Origin of the sequence: Roseburia sp. OM02-15 (assembly GCF_003481835.1) — a bacterium.
Classification (GTDB): Bacteria; Bacillota; Clostridia; order Lachnospirales; family Lachnospiraceae; genus Eubacterium_I; species Eubacterium_I ramulus_A.
Window position 1 is genome coordinate 80,878 of the sequence record NZ_QULX01000009.1, and the last position, 18,673, is coordinate 99,550.

The 18,673-nt window shown below is 44.0% G+C and carries 19 protein-coding genes, 2 tRNA genes and 1 riboswitch; of the genes, 6 read left to right on the plus strand and 15 right to left on the minus strand.

Features of this window, described 5'->3' with window-relative positions:
* Positions 1-50 precede the first annotated feature (50 nt).
* From DXB15_RS10240 to DXB15_RS10270, 7 genes are all read right to left on the minus strand, one after another.
* Positions 51-452 (minus strand): BlaI/MecI/CopY family transcriptional regulator, encoded by a 402-nt coding sequence (locus DXB15_RS10240; RefSeq protein WP_109216230.1) that lies wholly within the window; start codon positions 450-452, stop codon positions 51-53.
* A gap of 183 nt (positions 453-635) precedes the next feature.
* Positions 636-717 (minus strand) — tRNA-Leu (locus tag DXB15_RS10245).
* Between the two features lie 188 nt (positions 718-905).
* On the minus strand, positions 906-2,174 hold the full coding sequence (locus DXB15_RS10250; RefSeq protein WP_109216231.1) for a diaminopimelate decarboxylase: 1,269 nt from the start codon (positions 2,172-2,174) through the stop codon (positions 906-908).
* 152 nt (positions 2,175-2,326) lie between these two features.
* Positions 2,327-3,727 carry an LVIVD repeat-containing protein gene (locus tag DXB15_RS10255; RefSeq protein WP_109216232.1) on the minus strand — a complete coding sequence of 467 codons (1,401 nt, stop codon included), beginning with the start codon at positions 3,725-3,727 and terminating at the stop codon, positions 2,327-2,329.
* A gap of 176 nt (positions 3,728-3,903) precedes the next feature.
* Positions 3,904-4,791, minus strand: a complete 888-nt coding sequence (locus tag DXB15_RS10260) for a LysR family transcriptional regulator (RefSeq protein WP_118702901.1) — start codon at positions 4,789-4,791, stop codon at positions 3,904-3,906.
* 4 nt (positions 4,792-4,795) lie between these two features.
* The gene (locus DXB15_RS10265) at positions 4,796-5,170 is read right to left on the minus strand and encodes a hypothetical protein (protein WP_109216234.1); all 375 of its coding nucleotides are present in this window, start codon (positions 5,168-5,170) and stop codon (positions 4,796-4,798) included.
* Between the two features lie 83 nt (positions 5,171-5,253).
* Positions 5,254-5,326, minus strand: a tRNA-Thr gene (locus tag DXB15_RS10270).
* Positions 5,327-5,508: 182 nt separating this feature from the next.
* Positions 5,509-5,615: riboswitch (TPP riboswitch) on the plus strand.
* A 236-nt stretch (positions 5,616-5,851) separates the two neighbouring features.
* Here DXB15_RS10270 and thiS point away from each other — a divergent pair.
* From thiS to DXB15_RS10290, 4 genes are all read left to right on the plus strand, one after another.
* Entirely contained in the window at positions 5,852-6,058 is a 207-nt protein-coding gene (gene thiS / locus DXB15_RS10275) for a sulfur carrier protein ThiS (protein WP_118702902.1), read from the plus strand.
* 218 nt (positions 6,059-6,276) lie between these two features.
* Positions 6,277-7,053, plus strand: coding sequence for a thiazole synthase (locus tag DXB15_RS10280; protein ID WP_109216236.1), 777 nt, complete (start codon positions 6,277-6,279; stop codon positions 7,051-7,053).
* A gap of 13 nt (positions 7,054-7,066) precedes the next feature.
* The gene (gene thiH, locus DXB15_RS10285) at positions 7,067-8,281 is read left to right on the plus strand and encodes a 2-iminoacetate synthase ThiH (RefSeq protein WP_118702903.1); all 1,215 of its coding nucleotides are present in this window, start codon (positions 7,067-7,069) and stop codon (positions 8,279-8,281) included.
* Positions 8,282-8,702: 421 nt separating this feature from the next.
* A complete protein-coding gene (locus DXB15_RS10290; RefSeq protein WP_242979893.1) occupies positions 8,703-9,332 on the plus strand; it encodes a thiamine phosphate synthase in 630 nt (209 codons plus the stop codon).
* A gap of 28 nt (positions 9,333-9,360) precedes the next feature.
* Here DXB15_RS10290 and DXB15_RS10295 read toward each other — a convergent pair whose 3' ends face one another.
* Entirely contained in the window at positions 9,361-10,323 is a 963-nt protein-coding gene (locus tag DXB15_RS10295; RefSeq protein ID WP_109216238.1) for a CPBP family intramembrane glutamic endopeptidase, read from the minus strand.
* 343 nt (positions 10,324-10,666) lie between these two features.
* Here DXB15_RS10295 and DXB15_RS10300 point away from each other — a divergent pair, with 343 nt between their 5' ends.
* Both DXB15_RS10300 and DXB15_RS10305 read left to right on the plus strand, forming a co-directional pair.
* Positions 10,667-11,608 carry a dipeptidase gene (locus tag DXB15_RS10300; RefSeq protein ID WP_109216239.1) on the plus strand — a complete coding sequence of 314 codons (942 nt, stop codon included), beginning with the start codon at positions 10,667-10,669 and terminating at the stop codon, positions 11,606-11,608.
* A gap of 198 nt (positions 11,609-11,806) precedes the next feature.
* Positions 11,807-12,340: a DUF6512 family protein gene (locus DXB15_RS10305; protein WP_109216240.1), complete on the plus strand. Its 534-nt coding sequence runs from the start codon at positions 11,807-11,809 to the stop codon at positions 12,338-12,340.
* A gap of 133 nt (positions 12,341-12,473) precedes the next feature.
* Here the strand turns inward: DXB15_RS10305 and DXB15_RS10310 are convergent, their stop codons facing one another.
* The 7 genes from DXB15_RS10310 to ispF form a co-directional block, all read right to left on the minus strand.
* Positions 12,474-13,079 carry a sigma-70 family RNA polymerase sigma factor gene (locus DXB15_RS10310; RefSeq protein ID WP_109216241.1) on the minus strand — a complete coding sequence of 202 codons (606 nt, stop codon included), beginning with the start codon at positions 13,077-13,079 and terminating at the stop codon, positions 12,474-12,476.
* Positions 13,080-13,096: 17 nt separating this feature from the next.
* On the minus strand, positions 13,097-13,843 hold the full coding sequence (gene rlmB, locus DXB15_RS10315) for a 23S rRNA (guanosine(2251)-2'-O)-methyltransferase RlmB (protein WP_109216242.1): 747 nt from the start codon (positions 13,841-13,843) through the stop codon (positions 13,097-13,099).
* Between the two features lie 131 nt (positions 13,844-13,974).
* Positions 13,975-14,448, minus strand: a complete 474-nt coding sequence (locus DXB15_RS10320) for a Mini-ribonuclease 3 (protein WP_109216243.1) — start codon at positions 14,446-14,448, stop codon at positions 13,975-13,977.
* A complete protein-coding gene (gene cysS, locus DXB15_RS10325) occupies positions 14,433-15,836 on the minus strand; it encodes a cysteine--tRNA ligase (RefSeq protein ID WP_109216268.1) in 1,404 nt (467 codons plus the stop codon). The genes DXB15_RS10320 and cysS overlap by 16 nt, the downstream gene beginning before the upstream one ends.
* 46 nt (positions 15,837-15,882) lie before the next feature.
* On the minus strand, positions 15,883-16,974 hold the full coding sequence (locus DXB15_RS10330; RefSeq protein WP_158582247.1) for a phosphotransferase enzyme family protein: 1,092 nt from the start codon (positions 16,972-16,974) through the stop codon (positions 15,883-15,885).
* Between the two features lie 17 nt (positions 16,975-16,991).
* Positions 16,992-18,062, minus strand: a complete 1,071-nt coding sequence (locus DXB15_RS10335; protein WP_243115635.1) for a GNAT family N-acetyltransferase — start codon at positions 18,060-18,062, stop codon at positions 16,992-16,994.
* A gap of 2 nt (positions 18,063-18,064) precedes the next feature.
* Positions 18,065-18,601 carry a 2-C-methyl-D-erythritol 2,4-cyclodiphosphate synthase gene (gene ispF / locus DXB15_RS10340; RefSeq protein WP_109216246.1) on the minus strand — a complete coding sequence of 179 codons (537 nt, stop codon included), beginning with the start codon at positions 18,599-18,601 and terminating at the stop codon, positions 18,065-18,067.
* Between the last annotated feature and the right edge of the window lie 72 nt (positions 18,602-18,673).

The following is an 18,673-nucleotide window of genomic DNA, read 5'->3' on the forward strand; positions in this document are numbered from 1 at the left end:
GAAATGCTCATTTCCTGACTTTTCACACGTTACAAAATACCAAAACAGAGTTATTTTTTGTTCTCTTCCTCTAATTTTGCAATATATGCACGTACTTCATCACGTTCTTCTTTTGTTGATCCTCTGATCTGGAGATAATTTTTCATCATCTCTGCCGGAGATAATCCCCAAAATTCTACGAAATTCTGCACGTTATACTTCATATAATCCTGTGCTTTTACAATCGGATGATAACTGTAGATCTTTCCATTACGATCCATCCGTAAAAACTGTTTCTGAACCAAATGACTTAAATAGGTACTTACCGTCTGCGGTTTCCAGTCCTTGCCGTAAGCTGCATTGCAATCTCTTACTACCTCATTCAGAACCAGATCGTGATCTGCCAGCCAGATTGCACGCATTACAAGCATTTCCGCTGTTGTCAAATAATATTTGTTCGTTCTGTCAATCATGCTTTCGCCCCCTTGCGTTGATGCTTCATTTTTTAGTTCTCAACATTTTTATAGAATATAAAACCCGATATCGAACTACCATTACAAATAATTCCAATATCGGATTATTTTCTATTTTCTTTAATGTTTCTTTGTGATAATAAGAAAGTGTGCCATTACAGCACACCTTTTTATCAAAACAAATGCCGCTGGCCGGACTCGAACCGGCACGGAGTTACCCGCTTGATTTTGAGTCAAGTGCGTCTGCCAATTCCGCCACAGCGGCATTGTGTTCGGTTTTTACCGAACACGCTAATCATACCATACATGTATACATAACGCAAGATTTTTTTACATTTTTTCCAATCCTTTTTTCTGACAGATTATTACCAACTGAGCTTTTAAACGAAGGCTGCTTCTTGAGTCTACATCAAGAAGATGATACGTATGTGATGAGTGAACTATATCAACAGATTATACCAATCCTTTGATAATGTCAAAGCAGTCAAAGGTTGCAAAGTAATCCTTCGGTGTCTCTGCACGACGGATCAGCTGTGCGCTTCCATCCTCTTTCAGCAGTACCTCTGCGGAACGGAGACGTCCATTGTAATTGTATCCCATGGAAAATCCGTGTGCACCGGTGTCATGGATCACCAGATAATCACCCATATCGATTTTCGGAAGCATACGGTCTACGGCAAATTTATCGCAGTTCTCACAAAGAGAACCAACTACATCATATTTGTGATCGCATGGTGCATCCTCTTTGCCTGCAACGGTAATGTGATGATATGCGCCGTAAATAGCCGGACGCATCAGGTTTGCTGCACACGCATCTACACCGATATACTCTTTGTAAGTGTGTTTCTCATGGATTGCTTTTGTAACCAGACAGCCATACGGTCCCATCATGAATCTTCCCATCTCGGTATAAATGGCAACGTCACCCATATCTGCCGGAACAAGAACTTCCTCATATACTTTCTGAACGCCTGCGCCGATGACACGGATATCATTTGGAACCTGATCCGGTTTGTAAGCGATTCCAACACCGCCGGACAGATTGATAAAACTGATCTTGATACCAAGTTTTTCTTTGATCTCTACACATAACTCAAATAAAGTACGGGCAAGTGTCGGATAATAATCGTTTGTAACCGTATTACTTACTAAGAATGCATGGATACCAAAACGCTCTACACCTTTTTCTTTCAGAAGTTTGTATCCTTCAAACAGCTGCTCTTTGGTAAAGCCGTATTTTGCATCACCTGGGTTGTCCATGATACCGTTGCTCAGTGTATACACTCCACCCGGATTATAACGAAGACTCATTGTTTTCGGGAATTTGCCGATGGCTTTCTCCAGAAAATCAATGTGTGTAAAATCATCTAAGTTGATGGTTGCACCGATCTCATTTGCGTATACAAACTCTTCTGCCGGTGTATCGTTAGAGGAAAACATGATCTCTTCGCCGGACATTCCGATCTCATGGGACAGCATCAGCTCTGTCATGGAAGAACAGTCAGCGCCACATCCATATTCTCTTAAAATATTTAATAAAAACGGGTTTGGAGTTGCTTTTACTGCAAAATACTCGCGGAAGCCCGGATTCCATGCAAATGCTTCTTTCACTGCTTTTGCATTTTCGCGGATTCCTTTTTCATCATATAAATGGAAAGGAGTCGGATAAGATTTCACAATCTCCTCAATCTGCTCTTTGGTAACAAATGGTTCTTTTTTCATTTTGTTTTCTCCTTGTCGTATCACTTTTTCTCTCGCTATCCATCATACACAATACGGTGAAAAAAAACAACCCTCGTCAGGATTTTCTCCCGACGATGGGCTGTTTTCAGCGTCTATTCTTTTTTGACACCAGCAAAATGCTGCACATTTTCCTAGTTGTCAGCTGCTCCGGTTCTCTTTAATACATAGAAACCATCATCGAAGCAGGTTACATAGATATATCCTCTGTCATCTACGCAGCAATCTTCTGTCATTGCGTTACGCGGACCCGGTAATCCAGGGAAGAAGGAATCTTCCGGTTTTTTGTTCGGGTTTGGCGGGATAAAGTATGCAAGCTCTTTGATGTAGTAAGGATCAGATACATCATAGATACGCAGACCTGCTGCAAAGTAACAGCAGTATACTCTGTCGCCTCTCTGCTCCAGCCATGGCTTGTTGCTCATCGGCTCATGCAGGTTGTGCGGTCCGAACGGACCCTGGCATCCAAGGTTCATTACGTTGAAGTTTGGATATGGGAAGTCTTCCGGTACTTCCGGATACGGGAACTCTGCGATCAGAGTCGGGTGTGTCGGATCACTGACATCAACCATATGAAGGTTATTCATAGCCTGTGCCTCTTTGATAGATCCTTCCGGGAAGAACTGGAATCTCTCGCCCTCGTTTGTAACAACACAGAAATCACGACCCGGCAGCGGTAATGCTGTATGAGTACGTGCTCCTGCCAGATGGCTTGAGAATGCCGGCATAAATTTCAGCTGTCCTAACAGATGCGGACGGGTAACGTCTTTTGCATCCAGAACATACAGACCATCTCCGCCGTAACCACAGAACATAATTCCGTCGTCACGTCTGAATGGCGGTCCATGCATCCATCCTTTGTCCATGAAGGACGGAACATGTCCTGCATGATGATCAACCGTTCTGCAAGGATATCCGTCTACGAACTGATGAGGAGCCCACCAGTTACCAACCTCATGTGGATTTGTCGGATCAGAGATATCTACGATACGCATGATCATACCTTCGAAACGCTCGGATTCGCAGGAAAGATATACGTAAGGACCTCCGTTATACATAAAACGATGAACACCGATGGAGTGTGGTACTCCACAATCCCAGTAACCCAGATATTTCGGGTTCTCCGGATCTTCTTTCAGGCTCCAGATCTGGATACCTGCCTGACATTTCATGTTCATAAGTTCGCTCTGCTCTACTAATGCCCCTGGGCCTGAGCCTGCGGTCATTGCACAGATCAGAAGATCGTCTGCTACCTGAATCTTTGGTGTAGAGGTAGTCGGATACTCTTCCGGATCCAGTAACTGCAGATGTTTTACAAATCTGGTATGCTCCGGATCTGTAATATCAGCAATCAGTACACCATTCTGTGTACCGCCAAAACAGGAACCATACAGATAGTATTTTCCTTCTGCAGTTTTGTAAACCTGCATCTGGAAAGCGCCACTTTTACCATTCCAAGGGTTGAAATCAAGAACTTCCAGGTTTTTGATATAACCGTTGTTTCCCGGTCCCTTGGCATAAAATTTGTCTGCCATAATTCTGCCTCCTTCTTTTCTTAGTGACTCTATTTTAAAACACATTCTTTCATACGTCAAATAGAATAAAAAGGAGACTGTTATAACCATTTTGTTATACCAGATCTCCTTTTCCTATTTCTGTTTCCAGATGGATTTACGTTTTCCAAATATTAAAAAATTGCTTTTGGAAAACATTAACGATACTGCTGAATCGAAGTCTTTAACAATTCCACAAAACAATCAATTGCCGGATCTTTCTCCTCATTTTTCCACACCACACTGAGCGGATGAGTGGATTCCAGCACCAGCGACGCAAATCCCGGATTATCCAGCGCCCGGCTCCAGGCATCCGTCACTGCCACACCAAGTCCACACTGAACGCCCATGATCATGGCATCCGTACTGTGAACCGGTTGAATCTTCGGTGTAAAACCGTAAGGCTTACACACGCTTCGGATCAGATCTGTTACAAAATCATTATCTTCTCCCGCCACCGTCAAAAACTCATCCTCGCGGAAATCATACGGCGTCAGTTTCTTTCCCGTATCCGGCAGATTCGCCGTGCTGTAGATCAAAACTCTGGGAAGATCGATCACCTTTGCATGCATAATGCCCTGAATGTTCAAAATCTTCGGTTCAATAGTGACGATCACATCCTCCTTACCGCTTTGCAGTGCTTCCTGGGAGCTCCGTGGCTCATAGCTGTTTACTTCCACCTTGATATCCGGATACTGCCGGGCAAATTCCCGCAGTACCGGCAAAATAATTCCGGAAATATTCCAGTTATTGAGCACACCAAGATGAATCACCCGGTTTTTATTTTCCAGAGACAATTTTGCCCTCAGTTTCAGATCTGACAGTTCCGTCCGATACCGCTCAAAAAAATCATAAAACATTTCGCCGTTTGCTGTCAGCACGATCCCGCGGTTTAACCGTTCAAATAACGGGCATCCAAGTTCCTGCTCCAGTGCCAGGATCTGACGGCTGATGGCCGGCTGCGACACAAATAATTCCTGTGCCGCCTTTGAAAAACTCATATTTCTGGCTGCCGCCAGAAAATATTCAATCTGAAGATCATTCATAATGCTACCTGATATGCGTGAGATATAATGCAACAACAACTACAACCAGAATTCCTGCCAGAATCCGCGGAACAATCATTTTATTTGTTTTTTCGGAGCTCTCTGTCTCTGGATTTTGTTTCTGGTTTTCACGCTCTTCCTGTCTCTCCCGACGCCACTTTGCGATCACCTCGCGGGCAGCAGCTTCATCCTCCGGCTGCACATACAGTTCTTCGCCAAAATTATTCATTGCCATCAGAAAATTGCCGTGTTTTCCGGCACCGATCCGTTTTCTGACGCACGCAATCTTCTCCATGCGCAGACGAACATCTATCTCATCTGCATCCTCCGAATTGTACACTACCAGTACATTTGTCATTCCATCAATTTTTACTGCCATAGCTTTTCTCCCTGTTTTCTTCCATACGATTTGCTGTCAAAAAAAAATGCCGGAAACTGATATCACTCCAGTTTCCGGCTTTAAGCTACCGACGGGAATCGAACCCGTGACCTCCTCACTACCAATGAGGTGCGCTACCTACTGTGCCACGGCAGCCTGTTCAGTAATCACTGACTTGTTTAATATACAATATTTTCCCCACACTGTCAACACTTTTCCCATTTGTCTTTTTCCTCAAAAAAATGCTTTTGTCAGAATTTTGACACAACTCATATTTTTCTATCTTCTTTTCAAAAATCTATTGACATTTTCGACGTTTATTTTTATACTCAGATCTGTAATCACATACGGGGAGCTTATATGCTAGGCTGAGAGGAAGTTTGGAACTTCGACCCATGAACCTGATTTGGATAATGCCAACGTAGGAATGTATAAGGAATGAAAGATTTGAGAGATACATGACCGCGTATCTCTCTTTTTTATGACCCAAATGAATCAGGAACAAAACTAAATTAATAAAGTAAAGTTGAGAGTGAACACACAAGAGTTCATGAAGGGGTGCACCACCACGGGTGTATTTCTTTCATGAACTCTTTTTTTGACAGAAATCAAGGGATTACATTATATTTTCTGCCGATTCGTAAAATGTGTGCGATCACACGAACTTAGAAAGGAGAACCTATGACACTCACTGTAAACGGAAAAGAAGTCGTTCTGACCACAGAAACAACAATCACCGCTTATCTGGAAGCCAACCAGTACCGTGAAAACCGCATTGTGGTGGAACTAAACGAAGAAATTCTGCCAAAGGAGCAGTATGCCACCACATATCTGAAAGAAGGCGACTGCATGGAGATTGTTATGTTTATGGGTGGAGGCGGATTTTAAAACCATAAGCCAAACATCATGCAAACAGTCAAGCGGATATTCGCAATCCGCTTCGCTACTTGCTCATAACCGAATAACTGCTCCGCAGTTTATCAGAAGGAGCTTGCACTCCTCCTGATACAAGCAAGTCCCCACCCACTGCTTATTGCTTTTCGCAATTGAAGCAGGGGACTTACTTGATTCGGTTAAAATTTTTAAGAAAAGGAAGGTAATTTACTATGAACACAACCGAAGATAAATTCGTACTTGGAGGACATGAATTCACATCCCGCTTTATTCTGGGATCCGGAAAATTCTCACTGGAGCTGGTACAAGCCTGTATCGAAAAAGCAGGTGCTCAGATCATTACACTGGCGCTGCGCCGTGCCAACGAAGGCGGTCTGGCAAACATTCTGGACTATATTCCGGAAAATATCACGCTGTTGCCAAATACTTCCGGCGCCAGAAACGCAGAGGAAGCGGTCCGCATTGCCCGTCTCTCCAGAGCTTTAGGCTGTGGTGACTTTGTCAAAATCGAAGTTGTTCACGATTCCAAATATCTGCTTCCGGATAACTATGAGACCATCAAAGCAACGGAAATCCTTGCAAAAGAAGGATTTGTCGTGATGCCTTACATGTATCCGGATCTGAACGCTGCCAGAGCCCTTGTGGATGCAGGTGCCGCATGCATCATGCCGCTTGGCTCTCCGATTGGTTCCAACAAAGGTCTTTCCACCAGAGATTTTATCCAGATCCTGATCGATGAGATTGATCTTCCGATCATTGTAGATGCCGGTATCGGCCGTCCGTCTCAGGCATGTGACGCCATGGAAATGGGTGCTGCCGCTGTCATGGCAAACACTGCCGTTGCCACTGCCGGAAATGTGCCGCTGATGGCAGAAGCTTTCAAAAAAGCCATAGAAGCCGGAAGAAGTGCTTATCTGTCCGGTCTTGGACGCACCATCGAACGGGGCGCAAGCGCATCCTCCCCATTAACTGGATTTTTACAGGATTAGGAGGCATGCAGACATGGAAAACAAACATATCAACGAAAGTATTTTAAGTGAAGAAATTCTGGAAGATCAGAAGAAAAACCGTATTGACCACATGACCTATCTGCCGGATATGCAAAATATCGGCTCCGATATCATGGATCAGGTCATTGATGCCATGAAACACTATGACTATGCCAAATATACCGCAGAAGATGTAAAACGTGCACTGGCACATTCGGAACGTACCCCAGAAGATTTTCAGGCGCTGCTCTCTCCTGCCGCACTTCCGTTTCTGGAAGAAATTGCACAGGCAGCTCAAATTGAGACAAAAAAGCATTTTGGCAACAGCGTCTACATGTTCACACCGATCTACATTGCCAATTATTGTGAAAATTACTGCATTTACTGCGGTTTCAACTGTCACAACAAAATCCACCGTGCCCGTCTGACACCGGAGGAAATTGAAAAAGAGATGGCTGCTATCGCTGCTACCGGTCTGCAGGAGATTCTGATCCTGACCGGAGAAAGCCCGACAATGTCAACAGTGGAATATATCGGAGAAGCATGCAAGATCGCTCAAAAATATTTTAAAGTCATCGGTCTGGAAATTTATCCGGTGAATTCCGATCAGTATGCTTATCTGCATGCCTGCGGTGCTGATTACGTCACCGTCTTTCAGGAGACCTATAATTCGGATAAATACGAAACGCTGCATCTGGCAGGGCACAAGCGTATTTTTCCATACCGCGTCAATGCACAGGAACGTGCCTTAATGGGCGGTATGCGTGGAGTCGGCTTCGCCGCTCTGCTCGGTCTTGATGATTTCCGCAAAGATGCCTTTGCCACCGGCTATCACGCTTATCTGCTACAGCGCAAATATCCGCATGCAGAGATTGCCTTTTCCTGCCCGCGGCTTCGTCCGATCATCAACAATGACCGCATTAATCCAATGGATGTGCACGAACGTCAGCTGCTTCAGGTAGTCTGTGCTTACCGCCTGTTTATGCCATTTGCAAGCATTACGGTTTCTACCAGGGAATGCGAACGTGTCCGGGATCATCTGGTGGATATTGCTGCCACGAAAATTTCTGCCGGTGTCAGCACCGGTATCGGAAGCCATGTGGAAGATATTGAGGACAAGGGCGATGATCAGTTTGAGATTGCAGATGGCCGTTCGGTGGATGAGATTTATCATGCGCTGTTGCAGCATAAATTGCAGCCGGTTATGAGTGATTATATTTATGTATAAGTACTATAATACCCAATATTTATGCTGTAGATATGCTATAGTTCTCAAATGTATATAATATTTCCATATATGAGTTATAGTTCTCATATCCTAGGATATTTATATATCAGATGGAAGATGACTCCCACCTCTATAGGTACGCCGCTGAAAAAGTCCTTATTTTACACAAAATGGTACAAGATAAAGTATACTTATGTGTTTTACGCTACTGTATATTGTATGTAAAAACAGTTTTTCAGTAGCGTCCTATAGGTGGTGAGAAACAAGCTAGTATCAGTGGTGGGAGCCAATCCCCCATCTGATATAGCCTCCGGCAGGATTACAGAGGTGCGCAGTTGAAGTATGTCATGCAATTGCATGACGCGCACCTCGCAACAAGAATGCCGGAGCATTCTTGAATATTAAGGGAGATACATTTATTATGAACACCAAAATAGATATTTCCAAAAATATGGCAACACAGAATTCAAATTTTCCAATTCTCGCGGTCAGCAACCGGCATCTGGCAGCGCATCCATTTCTGGATCAGATTGAGCGGGTGTGCCAGGCACACCCCGCGGCTCTGATCCTGCGGGAAAAAGATCTGCCGGCAGAGGATTACAAAACCCTTGCCATAAGGGTTTTGCCCATCTGCCAACAATACAATGTTTCCTGCATCCTGCATACATTCTGGCAGGATGCGCTTGCCCTTGGATGTACCTGCATCCACCTGCCGCTGCCGCTGCTTCGCAGCCTTGCAGGTGCCGATGGAACCGCCTTGGAAAAACTGGCAGGTTTTTCCGTCATCGGCACCTCCGTCCACTCCGTGGACGAAGCGCTGGAAGCCGAAAGGCTCGGCGCAACGTACGTTGCCGCCGGGCACATTTATGTGACCGATTGCAAAAAAGGACTTGCACCCCGCGGTCTGAAGTTCCTTCAGACTGTGTGCAAGTCCGTATCGCTGTCGGTCTATGGCATCGGCGGTATTAAATTTGATCCTGCCCAATGGCAGGAATTAGAATCCGCCGGTGCCGCAGGCGGATGCATTATGTCCGGCATGATGGAGCTCTAATCCATCTGCCGGACTTTTCTTACTTTCATTACAGCATCGACATGATAAATAATCCCACGCAGATAGCGAAAAACAACAGCATACCCGGATTTCCAAACATCACCGATGCCATTTTTCCTGTCGGTTTTTCGTATTCTCCACTACGCCACTCCAGCTTTTTCACTGACATAATAAAAAATACAAGTCCAGCAATGGCAAGTCCGATCATACCAATTTCTAACAGAATTAACGCCAGAAGTGGTCCCATATGATTAAAGACCAAGTCAATGGAATCATACGGATTCTGTGAAAGCCAGGAAGCATAATCTATTTTCTGCAAAAGCCAGGAAGATAAAAATCCTCCCAAGAAATTCACGGACATGTGCAATGCGATGCTATATCTGAGTTTTCCGGTACGAATGTATACATATGCCAGCACGCAGCCCAATCCAAACGCATAGAAAAACTGATGAAAATTACCGTGAAACAAACCAAACATTAATCCAGATAACAATACTGTCGCTTTATCCCCATACACAATTGCCCGATCTACCAACGCTTTACGAAAAATCAATTCTTCCATGATTGGTGCAAGGATCACGGTAAACAACAGGTTGTACCACACACTTCCGCCTGTCATCAGACTATCCAATCCCAGTGTCAGATCCAGTCCGGTTGCCCGCGTGATCAGCGCACATACGATATTTCCAATAATATTTCCTACATACATGATAAAAATGCTGATGCAAAGAATCCGAAACCACCGACCCGGTTTCAATTTACTCTGATACAACTGCATCGCCGGTAACGAACGTAACATCTTAAAGCAAACCGGAATCGCGATCAGATAAAGCGGTATCAGTGATACCAGCCAGTTTACAATTGCCAGATCGGTCCACTCCGGTGCTGCCACAGCCAGGATCAATGATACAACGATCTGTATCCCCGTCGTCAACAGTGCCATCACAAAGTAACTCATTCCTATTTTTGAAAAAAATCTTCTGTCATCCATAAGTGTATCTTCTCCATTTCTTCTGTTTATTCTACACTACTTTTATTATCACATTTCTTCTATATTACATCTGGTATCATATTTTTTCTACCTTTTCACATTATTTCTGGCATCATATTTCTTCTGCTTTTTCACATTACTTCTAGCATTATACTTCTTATTTCACACTACATCTAACGCCATATTTATCTGCTTATTTTTCAATATAGCCTGTGTCATATTTCTTCTGTCTATTTTACATTACTTTTAGTATAATAGCTATATGTGAATTTTTTAAGAATATCACTATAATTATTTATAAACAGGAATGAAAACAAATTCAATATAACGGAGGCTTTTTACCATGAAAATTATTGATATGCACTGTGATACTCTCTCTGCCATGCTGAATCGCAAACGTCAGGGGCAGACCTACGGTCTGGATCAGCACCATACACAGATCTCACTGGATTGGATGCAGCAAAGCGGCTATCTGCTTCAAAACTTTGCCGTATTTGTCAATCTGGAAGAAACCCAAACACCTCTGCAGGATGCACTGGAAATGATTGATCTGTTTTACTCGGAACTGGAGGCTCATCGCGATCTTATTCGTCCAGTCCGCTGTTTTGCTGATATTGAGAAAAATCAGTCCGATGGTGTCATGTCTGCCCTGTTAACCGGTGAAGAAGGCGAAATCACCCTTGGAAAACCAGAATTTTTGCACATTCTGTATCGTCTTGGCATGCGCATGATGACACTTACCTGGAATCATGAAAATTCCCTTGGTTATCCAAATAAACAGGAAAAAGGCTTAAAAGAACAGGGCATCTGTTTTCTGCAGGAAATGGAACATCTCGGAATGATCATTGATGTCTCCCATCTGTCTGATACCGGATTTTATGATGTCCTTGCTCATACAAAAAAACCGTTTGTCGCAAGCCATTCCAATGCCCGCAGCCTGTGCGCTTCCCCACGAAACCTCACAGATGATATGATCCGCAAACTGGCAGAACGTGGCGGCATCGCCGGTATTAACTTTTACCAGCATTTTCTTGGTGAACAAAACGCGGATGAGTCTTATCTGGATCTGGCCGTGCAGCACATGAAATACATGATAAATCTTGGCGGAGAAGATTTCGTTGCCCTTGGTTCAGATTTCGACGGAATCGACCGCTACGATGACATTCCAGATTGCAGCGTTCTTCCAAAACTGGTTCAGACAATGAAAACGGCCGGCTTAACACCGACTCAAATTGAAAAAATCTGTTACCAGAATACCTTACGTATTTATCGGGAGCTGCTGTAAACCAAGCGACTTTCCCTCACGAATGATTTCTTTATGTGAATAAAATAACAACTACCAAACTTCTTTTTTCAGAAAAAAATCTGGAAATCCTAATTTATAGGTTCTGATACAAACAATGCCTGCATATACTGATACAGGAAATGTATGAAAAAATACACTTTTTAAAATACGTCATTTATCGTATATGGAGGCATTGTTATGATTCAGTTTGTAAACAATTTTCTAAAAAAGTCAAACAAAATCGGTTTTTTCTTTGTTCTGATCCTTGGCACCCTGCTGCATTTCAGTTTTGCATGGCTTCGGGAAGCACCCGTGGCAGGATTGTTCAGTGCCGTCAACGAATCCACCTGGGAACATATGAAGCTCCTCTTTTTCCCTTCTTTTCTGTATTTTCTCTGGGAATACAAAAAATACGGTTCTTCCTCTAAGGATCTGCTCACAGCCCGGACACTGGGACTTTTTTGTGGACTTGCCTTTATTCCGGTCAGTTTCTACACCTATACCGGTGTGATTGGCAAGGGATTTTTCCCGGTTGACATTGCCATCTTTGCCGTCAGTGTATTTCTGACCTTTTATGCCAGCACCCGTTTTCTGGCGCATCCACTGAAGTTGACAACCTTTACAGCTTTTCTGCTCCTCTTCGCGTTACTGGCAGCATTCCTGACATTTACCTTTTTTCCGCCACATATTCAATTATTTTTGGATCCAGTTGATTTTACTTATGGCATCTGAGTTTTTATACTCTGGATTCGATTTGCTGTATATTCCGCTATTTTTTAATCCAGTTAATTTTACTTACGAGATCGGAGTTTCTGGACTTTGAGCTTGATCCGTTGCACATTCAGCTGTTTTTAAATCCAATTTTTTACTTACAGGATCGGAGCTTTTGTACCTTGGACTTGATCCTCTGCAATGCATTGTCAATGGATTTCTCTGGTTTGTTCCATTTTTCCGCAATCTGGCGGTAATTCATACCATCCAGATAATCCGTTAATACTTTCTGCTCCAACGGACTTAAGTTGGAGCGGATTTCCTCCAGAAACTGTTCCACATTCTCCCGTTCGATCAAAATCTGTTCCGGATTATCTTCCCGCCAGGAAATACTTTCCGCCAGAGGAACACCTGACGTATCCGATGCATCTTCTGAGAGAGAAATGTACGAATTTAGCGGTCCATGTTTCTTTCGACTGGCAGCCTCAATCGCATGATAAATCTGTCTGCCAATACACAGATCCGCAAAATAATAAAAACTTCCCTGACTGCGGTCAAAATCACGGACTGCCTTAAACAGCCCGATCATCCCCTCCTGCACTAGATCATCCGTATCTCCGCCCAATAAAAAAACAGCATTTGCCTTTTTACGAACGAGATATTTATATTTTTCCAGCAGAAAATCCATGACACCGGATTCCCCGGCGCGTAATTTTTCTATCAGTTCTTCGTCCGTCAAGGCTTCATACTGTTTTTCCATATATTCTTATTCCGTTTCTATTTTCTCTGTAACCGCTGGCGCACGATCTCATAAGCCAGAACACCTGCTGCCACCGATGCATTCAGGGAATCGATATCCCCTTTCATCGGAATGGATGCGGTAAAATCACAGTTCTCGCGCACCAGTTTGCTGACACCGTCACCCTCATTTCCGATCACCAGTCCGATTGGTCCGGTCAGATTCTGACGGTACATTACTTCACCATCCATATCGGCACAAACAAACCAGAGTCCCTGTTTTTTCAGTTCTTTCATGGTTGCGCTTAAGTTTGTTACTTTTGCTACCGGTGTGTAATTCAACGCTCCGGCAGAAGTTTTTGCTACCGTTGCAGTTAAACCAACCGCGCGGTTTTTCGGAATAATGACACCATGTGCTCCCGCAAGGTTTGCGGTACGGATGATCGCGCCAAGATTGTGCGGATCTTCGATGCCATCTAACAGAAAGATAAATGGCGGTTCTCCGGCTTCTTCCGCTTTCGCCAGAATATCTTCTACCGTCGCATAATTGTATGCCGCTGCATAGGCAATCACGCCCTGATGTTTCTTTGTCTCAGACATATTGTCCAGACGGTCTTTGGAAACAAATTTTACCATGGTGCCATGTTTTTTTGCTTCTCTTAAAATTGTCTTGATCGGACCATCCTGACAGCCTTCCAGCACAAATACCTTATCAATGGTCTTGCCGGAACGAAATGCTTCCAGAACCGCATTTCTGCCCTCGATGGTTAATTCTTCGTATCTCATATAGATTTATAATCTCCTGTTCATTCACTATTTTTACAGGAACTTTGTCAAACAGATCGCCATCCCCATTTACTCATTTTTCTAATAAAGTAGGGAACTTCTCCTGATTTCGTTCCATTCCTGTCATTTTTCTAATGATGCTGATATAACTTTTCTTCTTTCTCCAGACCGTCCAGTCCCAGAACCGTAAGTTCCAGAATCCGGTCAAACCGGTCTGCCAGATACAGATATCCCATCAAAGCCTCAAACCCCGTCGCCCGGCGGTAATCACTCATACTGGCATTTTTTGCCATAGTCGGAGATTTTGCATTCCGTCCCCGCTTGTATACGGCTTCTTCCTCCTCAGAAAGTACCGGAAGCAGGTACTCCATCATCGCTGACTGGGAGTGTGCCTTTACCAGATGACTCGTATGCTGATGAAGCTGGCTTGCTTTCGTGTTTCCCTGCGCCACGATCATAGAACGAATCACAAGGTCATAAATGCCATCCCCGATGTATGCCAGAGTCAGCGGCGAATAGGTGCGGATATCTCCTTTTCGAATGTCAAATGTTTCACGGATTGCACTGAAAATCGGCAGTGCTGCTGTATCTACGCTCTTTTCCATGTAACTCCTTCTCTTGTATCTTTCAGAATAATTCCCATTGCTGCAAGTTCATCACGGATCTCATCAGCACGGGCAAAGTTTTTCTCTTTTCTTGCTGCCTGACGCTCTTCGATCAGTTTCTCGATATCCTCATCCAGAATCTCTGCCTCTTTTTCTACAATGATTCCAAGAACATCGCACAGCTCTTTTAATTTTGCATATAATGCATCAATGTACACTTTGCTGCTCTCACCGGATGCATTGGTGTTGCAGAATTTTACATACTCAAAAATTGCGGATACCGCATCAGCAGTATTGAAATCATCATCCATTGCAGCCTCAAATTTTTCCTGATATACATGAGACTGTGCCAGAAGCTCTTTTTCTGCCTCTGTCAGCTCACCGGTTGTGCTGCCGGATAATCTCTGCAGGTTTTCTGCTGCTGTCACAATACGCTCCAGACCGTTCTTTGCAGCTTCCATCAGATCAGCGCTGAAGTTCAACGGGCTTCTGTAATGTGCAGAAAGCATGAAGAAACGCAGAACCTGAAGGTCATATTTTTCACCAATCTCTCTTACGGTAAAGAAGTTTCCAAGAGATTTGGACATTTTTTTGTTATCAATATTTAAAAATGCGTTGTGCAGCCAGTATTTTGCAAATGGTACGCCGTTGGCAGCTTCACTCTGTGCGATCTCATTCTCATGATGCGGAAAGATCAGATCCTCGCCACCGGCATGAATGTCAATCTCATCACCCAGATATTTTTTGGACATCACAGAGCACTCAATATGCCAGCCCGGACGTCCCTGACACCACGGAGACTCCCAGTACGGCTCACCGTCTTTTTTCGGTTTCCAGAGTACGAAATCCAACGGATCTTCCTTCAGATCACCGGTTACCTGGATATTTCTGTGTCCTGCTTCCAGATCATCGATATTTTTATGGGAAAGTTTTCCGTAATCTTTGAATTTTCTGGTGCGGTAGTAAACCGTTCCGTCAGCTGCCGCATAAGCATATCCTTTTTCGATCAGAGTGCTGATCATATCCAGCATGCCCTGAATTTCCTGTGTTGCCAGCGGATGGGTAGTTGCCGGTTTTACGTTCATGTCGTGCATATCTTTTTTGCACTCTTCAATGTACTGCTGAGAAACTTCCTCTGCAGTACGTCCTTCCTCGATGGCTTTTTTGATGATCTTGTCATCTACATCAGTGAAGTTGGATACATAATTTACTTCGTAACCTTTGTATTCCATATATCTGCGCACGGTGTCAAATACGATCATCGGACGTGCATTTCCGATATGGATAAAGTTATATACGGTCGGTCCGCACACATACATGCTTACCTTTCCTTCGTGTAAAGGTACAAATTCTTCTTTCTGTTTTGTCAGTGTATTATAAAGTTTCATTCCATGTAAGCAGGTTGCCCCGCTCTCCTTTCTCATATATATTTCCTTATTTTTTCATCAGAACGGCTGCTGTGATCTCTTGCATCTGTTCTTTCTTTTCTTCAATATCAAGCACTAAGAAAAACTGGTTGACCGCGCGATACAGATTCTGACGCTCATCGGAAAAATTCGTGATATTCCGATCACCGCTCAGATAATCCGTCAGAAAACGGATTCCGCTTTCCATCGTCATCAGCCATACGGCGTATACCATCAGTTCTTTTTCCTTTGCGGTCAGGATTCTTCCCATCTCATGGCAGTAACCCTGTACATAACCGCGGTACAGATCAAGATCCAGCTCAATATTGCCAAATTTTTCATCTTCTGTAAATGTAGCCGCTCCTGCACGCACTGCATCGCCGAAATCAAGGATCGATGCACCGGACATCACGGTATCCAGATCAATCAGACAGATGGACTTTTTGCTGTCACTGTCGATCAGCACATTACTGTAACGGGTATCATTATGTGTCACACGGCGCGGAATCTGTTTGGACTCCATCGCATCCTGAATCTGGTTAAGCTGTTTGGAACGATCCAGTACGAACTGAATCTGCTCCTGACAGTCTGAAGTACGGAAACAGATATCCGCACGAACCGCATCCAGAAGCTGTCTCATGGCATTTCGCATATCGTGCAGTTTTGGCACAGTAGCACCAAGCTGGCTGCTGTCAAAATCACGCAGACGGCGATGAAACTCACCGACTGCCTTTGCTGCCTCATAAGCTTCCTCCGGTGTCGTCGGTTTCTGCATCTCCTCACCACAGCAGATCATACGATACAGACGGAAATAACTGCCTTCCTCAGTCTGTAATAACTGATTTCCTGCTTTGGTGCGGATAAACGTCAGTGCTTCCAGTTCCGGATCACGACCTTCCCGCTCAATCGCATCTCTCAGATATTCTGTGACCAAGAAAAGATTGTTCATGACTTCTGTCGGATATTTGAACACAATATGGTTCATTTCCTGAAGTACATAATGCTCTCCACCGCAAACGATCTCATACGTATGGTTTACCGTTCCATGACCAAGCGGTTTTACATCGGTAATTTCCCCTTCTATCTGAAATTTACTGATAATCTCTTCAAACTTTAACATCTTTCTTACCTCCATGGTCAGACCAACTCGTTGACAAAAATTCGTAACCTGTCAAACATCAGTTGACCAAATGTTGCTATATCCATGGCTCTGGCATTTTCGCAAGCCTCTGCTCTCTCTGCCCTTCCGCCTGTTTTATCTATATAAATCCGAAAAATGCCATTATTTTCCGGTAATATGTCATCCCTGATCTGTAATATTTCTTCATAGGGCTTTTCTGAGCGCAGCATCTGAACAAATACCGGTAAATCTGTAATTCTCCCCATCATCACAGATTCTTTTCGCTCTGTCACATAAAAACTGTCATCTTTTCTTTCTTCAACCGACAGTTTGTCCTTATCAGAATTACCTTTATCCAAATCAGCTTTTCCTAAACTATCTTTATCGGGAATCTGCTGTTTTCTCACATCTGGCAGTATCGGTTCCCGAAGTTCAAATCCGTCTTCTTTAGCATAAAAAACGCTTCCAACCGGAGTTTTTTGCTCATCATACCAGACATATACTCCGCCATCTTCGCTTTCCTGTTCTTTCTCTATCCGTTCATAATACGATGCATTCCGCAGAATGTAAAGGTCAAACTGATCTGCAAGTATTCGGTCTGCCATCTGTGCCAGTGCTTTCGGATCAGCATCAGATTGATATTCTGGATTTTGGCAGAATCCCTTTAGCAGCAATTCCTGCTCTTTCGGAATCTCCCACACATACTGATTGTTCCAGTAACGATATCCCAATGGTTCATAATAAGCCGGATCTGCCGGCATCAGAAAGGAAAATACTTCGCCTCTGTTCCTGCAATCACGCAAAACCTGCTGCATCAGCTGACGCATATAGCCTCTGCGCCGATATTCAGGATCGGTTGCCACTGCTACAATATAATGCACCTCTGCCTGTGTACCACAGCAGCTTACCGTAAATGGATTGGCATGTACCATAGAAACAATATTTCCACACGCTTCGATCACTGCAATCTCATTATCCCTGCATTTTTCCTGATAATAATAATCCACAAATTTCTGACTGTCTTCCGGGAAACAGCACTCATAAAGTCTGCGACTGTTCTCTTTTTCGCCCTGTGTCAGATAGCGCATACTCAATGGCATCCTCCGCATCCCGGGCAGCCTGCCGCGCTGTCCCCAACTGCTACGCTGTTTTCATAAATCGTAGACAACAGACACACCGCATTGGAAGAAATGCCTTCTTCTCTGCCGGTAAAGCCCAGATGTTCCTCCGTGGTCGCCTTGACATTGACCTGGCTCTTTGAAATGTGAAGCGTATCTGCAATATTCTGCTCCATCTGCTCAATATACGGTCTCAGCTTCGGTTTCTGCGCGATCACCGTCGCATCGATATTTTCTATAATATAGTGTTCTTCCTCCAGCAATTCTGCCACATGCTCCAACAGCTTCAGACTGGAAATTCCACGATACCGCTCGTCCGTATCCGGAAAATGTTTTCCGATATCTCCCAGTGCCGCTGCCCCAAGCAATGCATCCATGATCGCATGCAGTAATACATCTGCATCAGAGTGACCTAACAATCCCAGACTATGCGGAATCTCCACCCCACCAAGGATCAGCTTGCGTCCCTCTGTCAGCTTATGCACATCATAACCCATTCCTATTCTCATATGATAAATGCACCTCTTTTCTTTCCATATTTATCTCCTGTCATGCCTGCTTCTGCAATTTTCGAAGTTCAT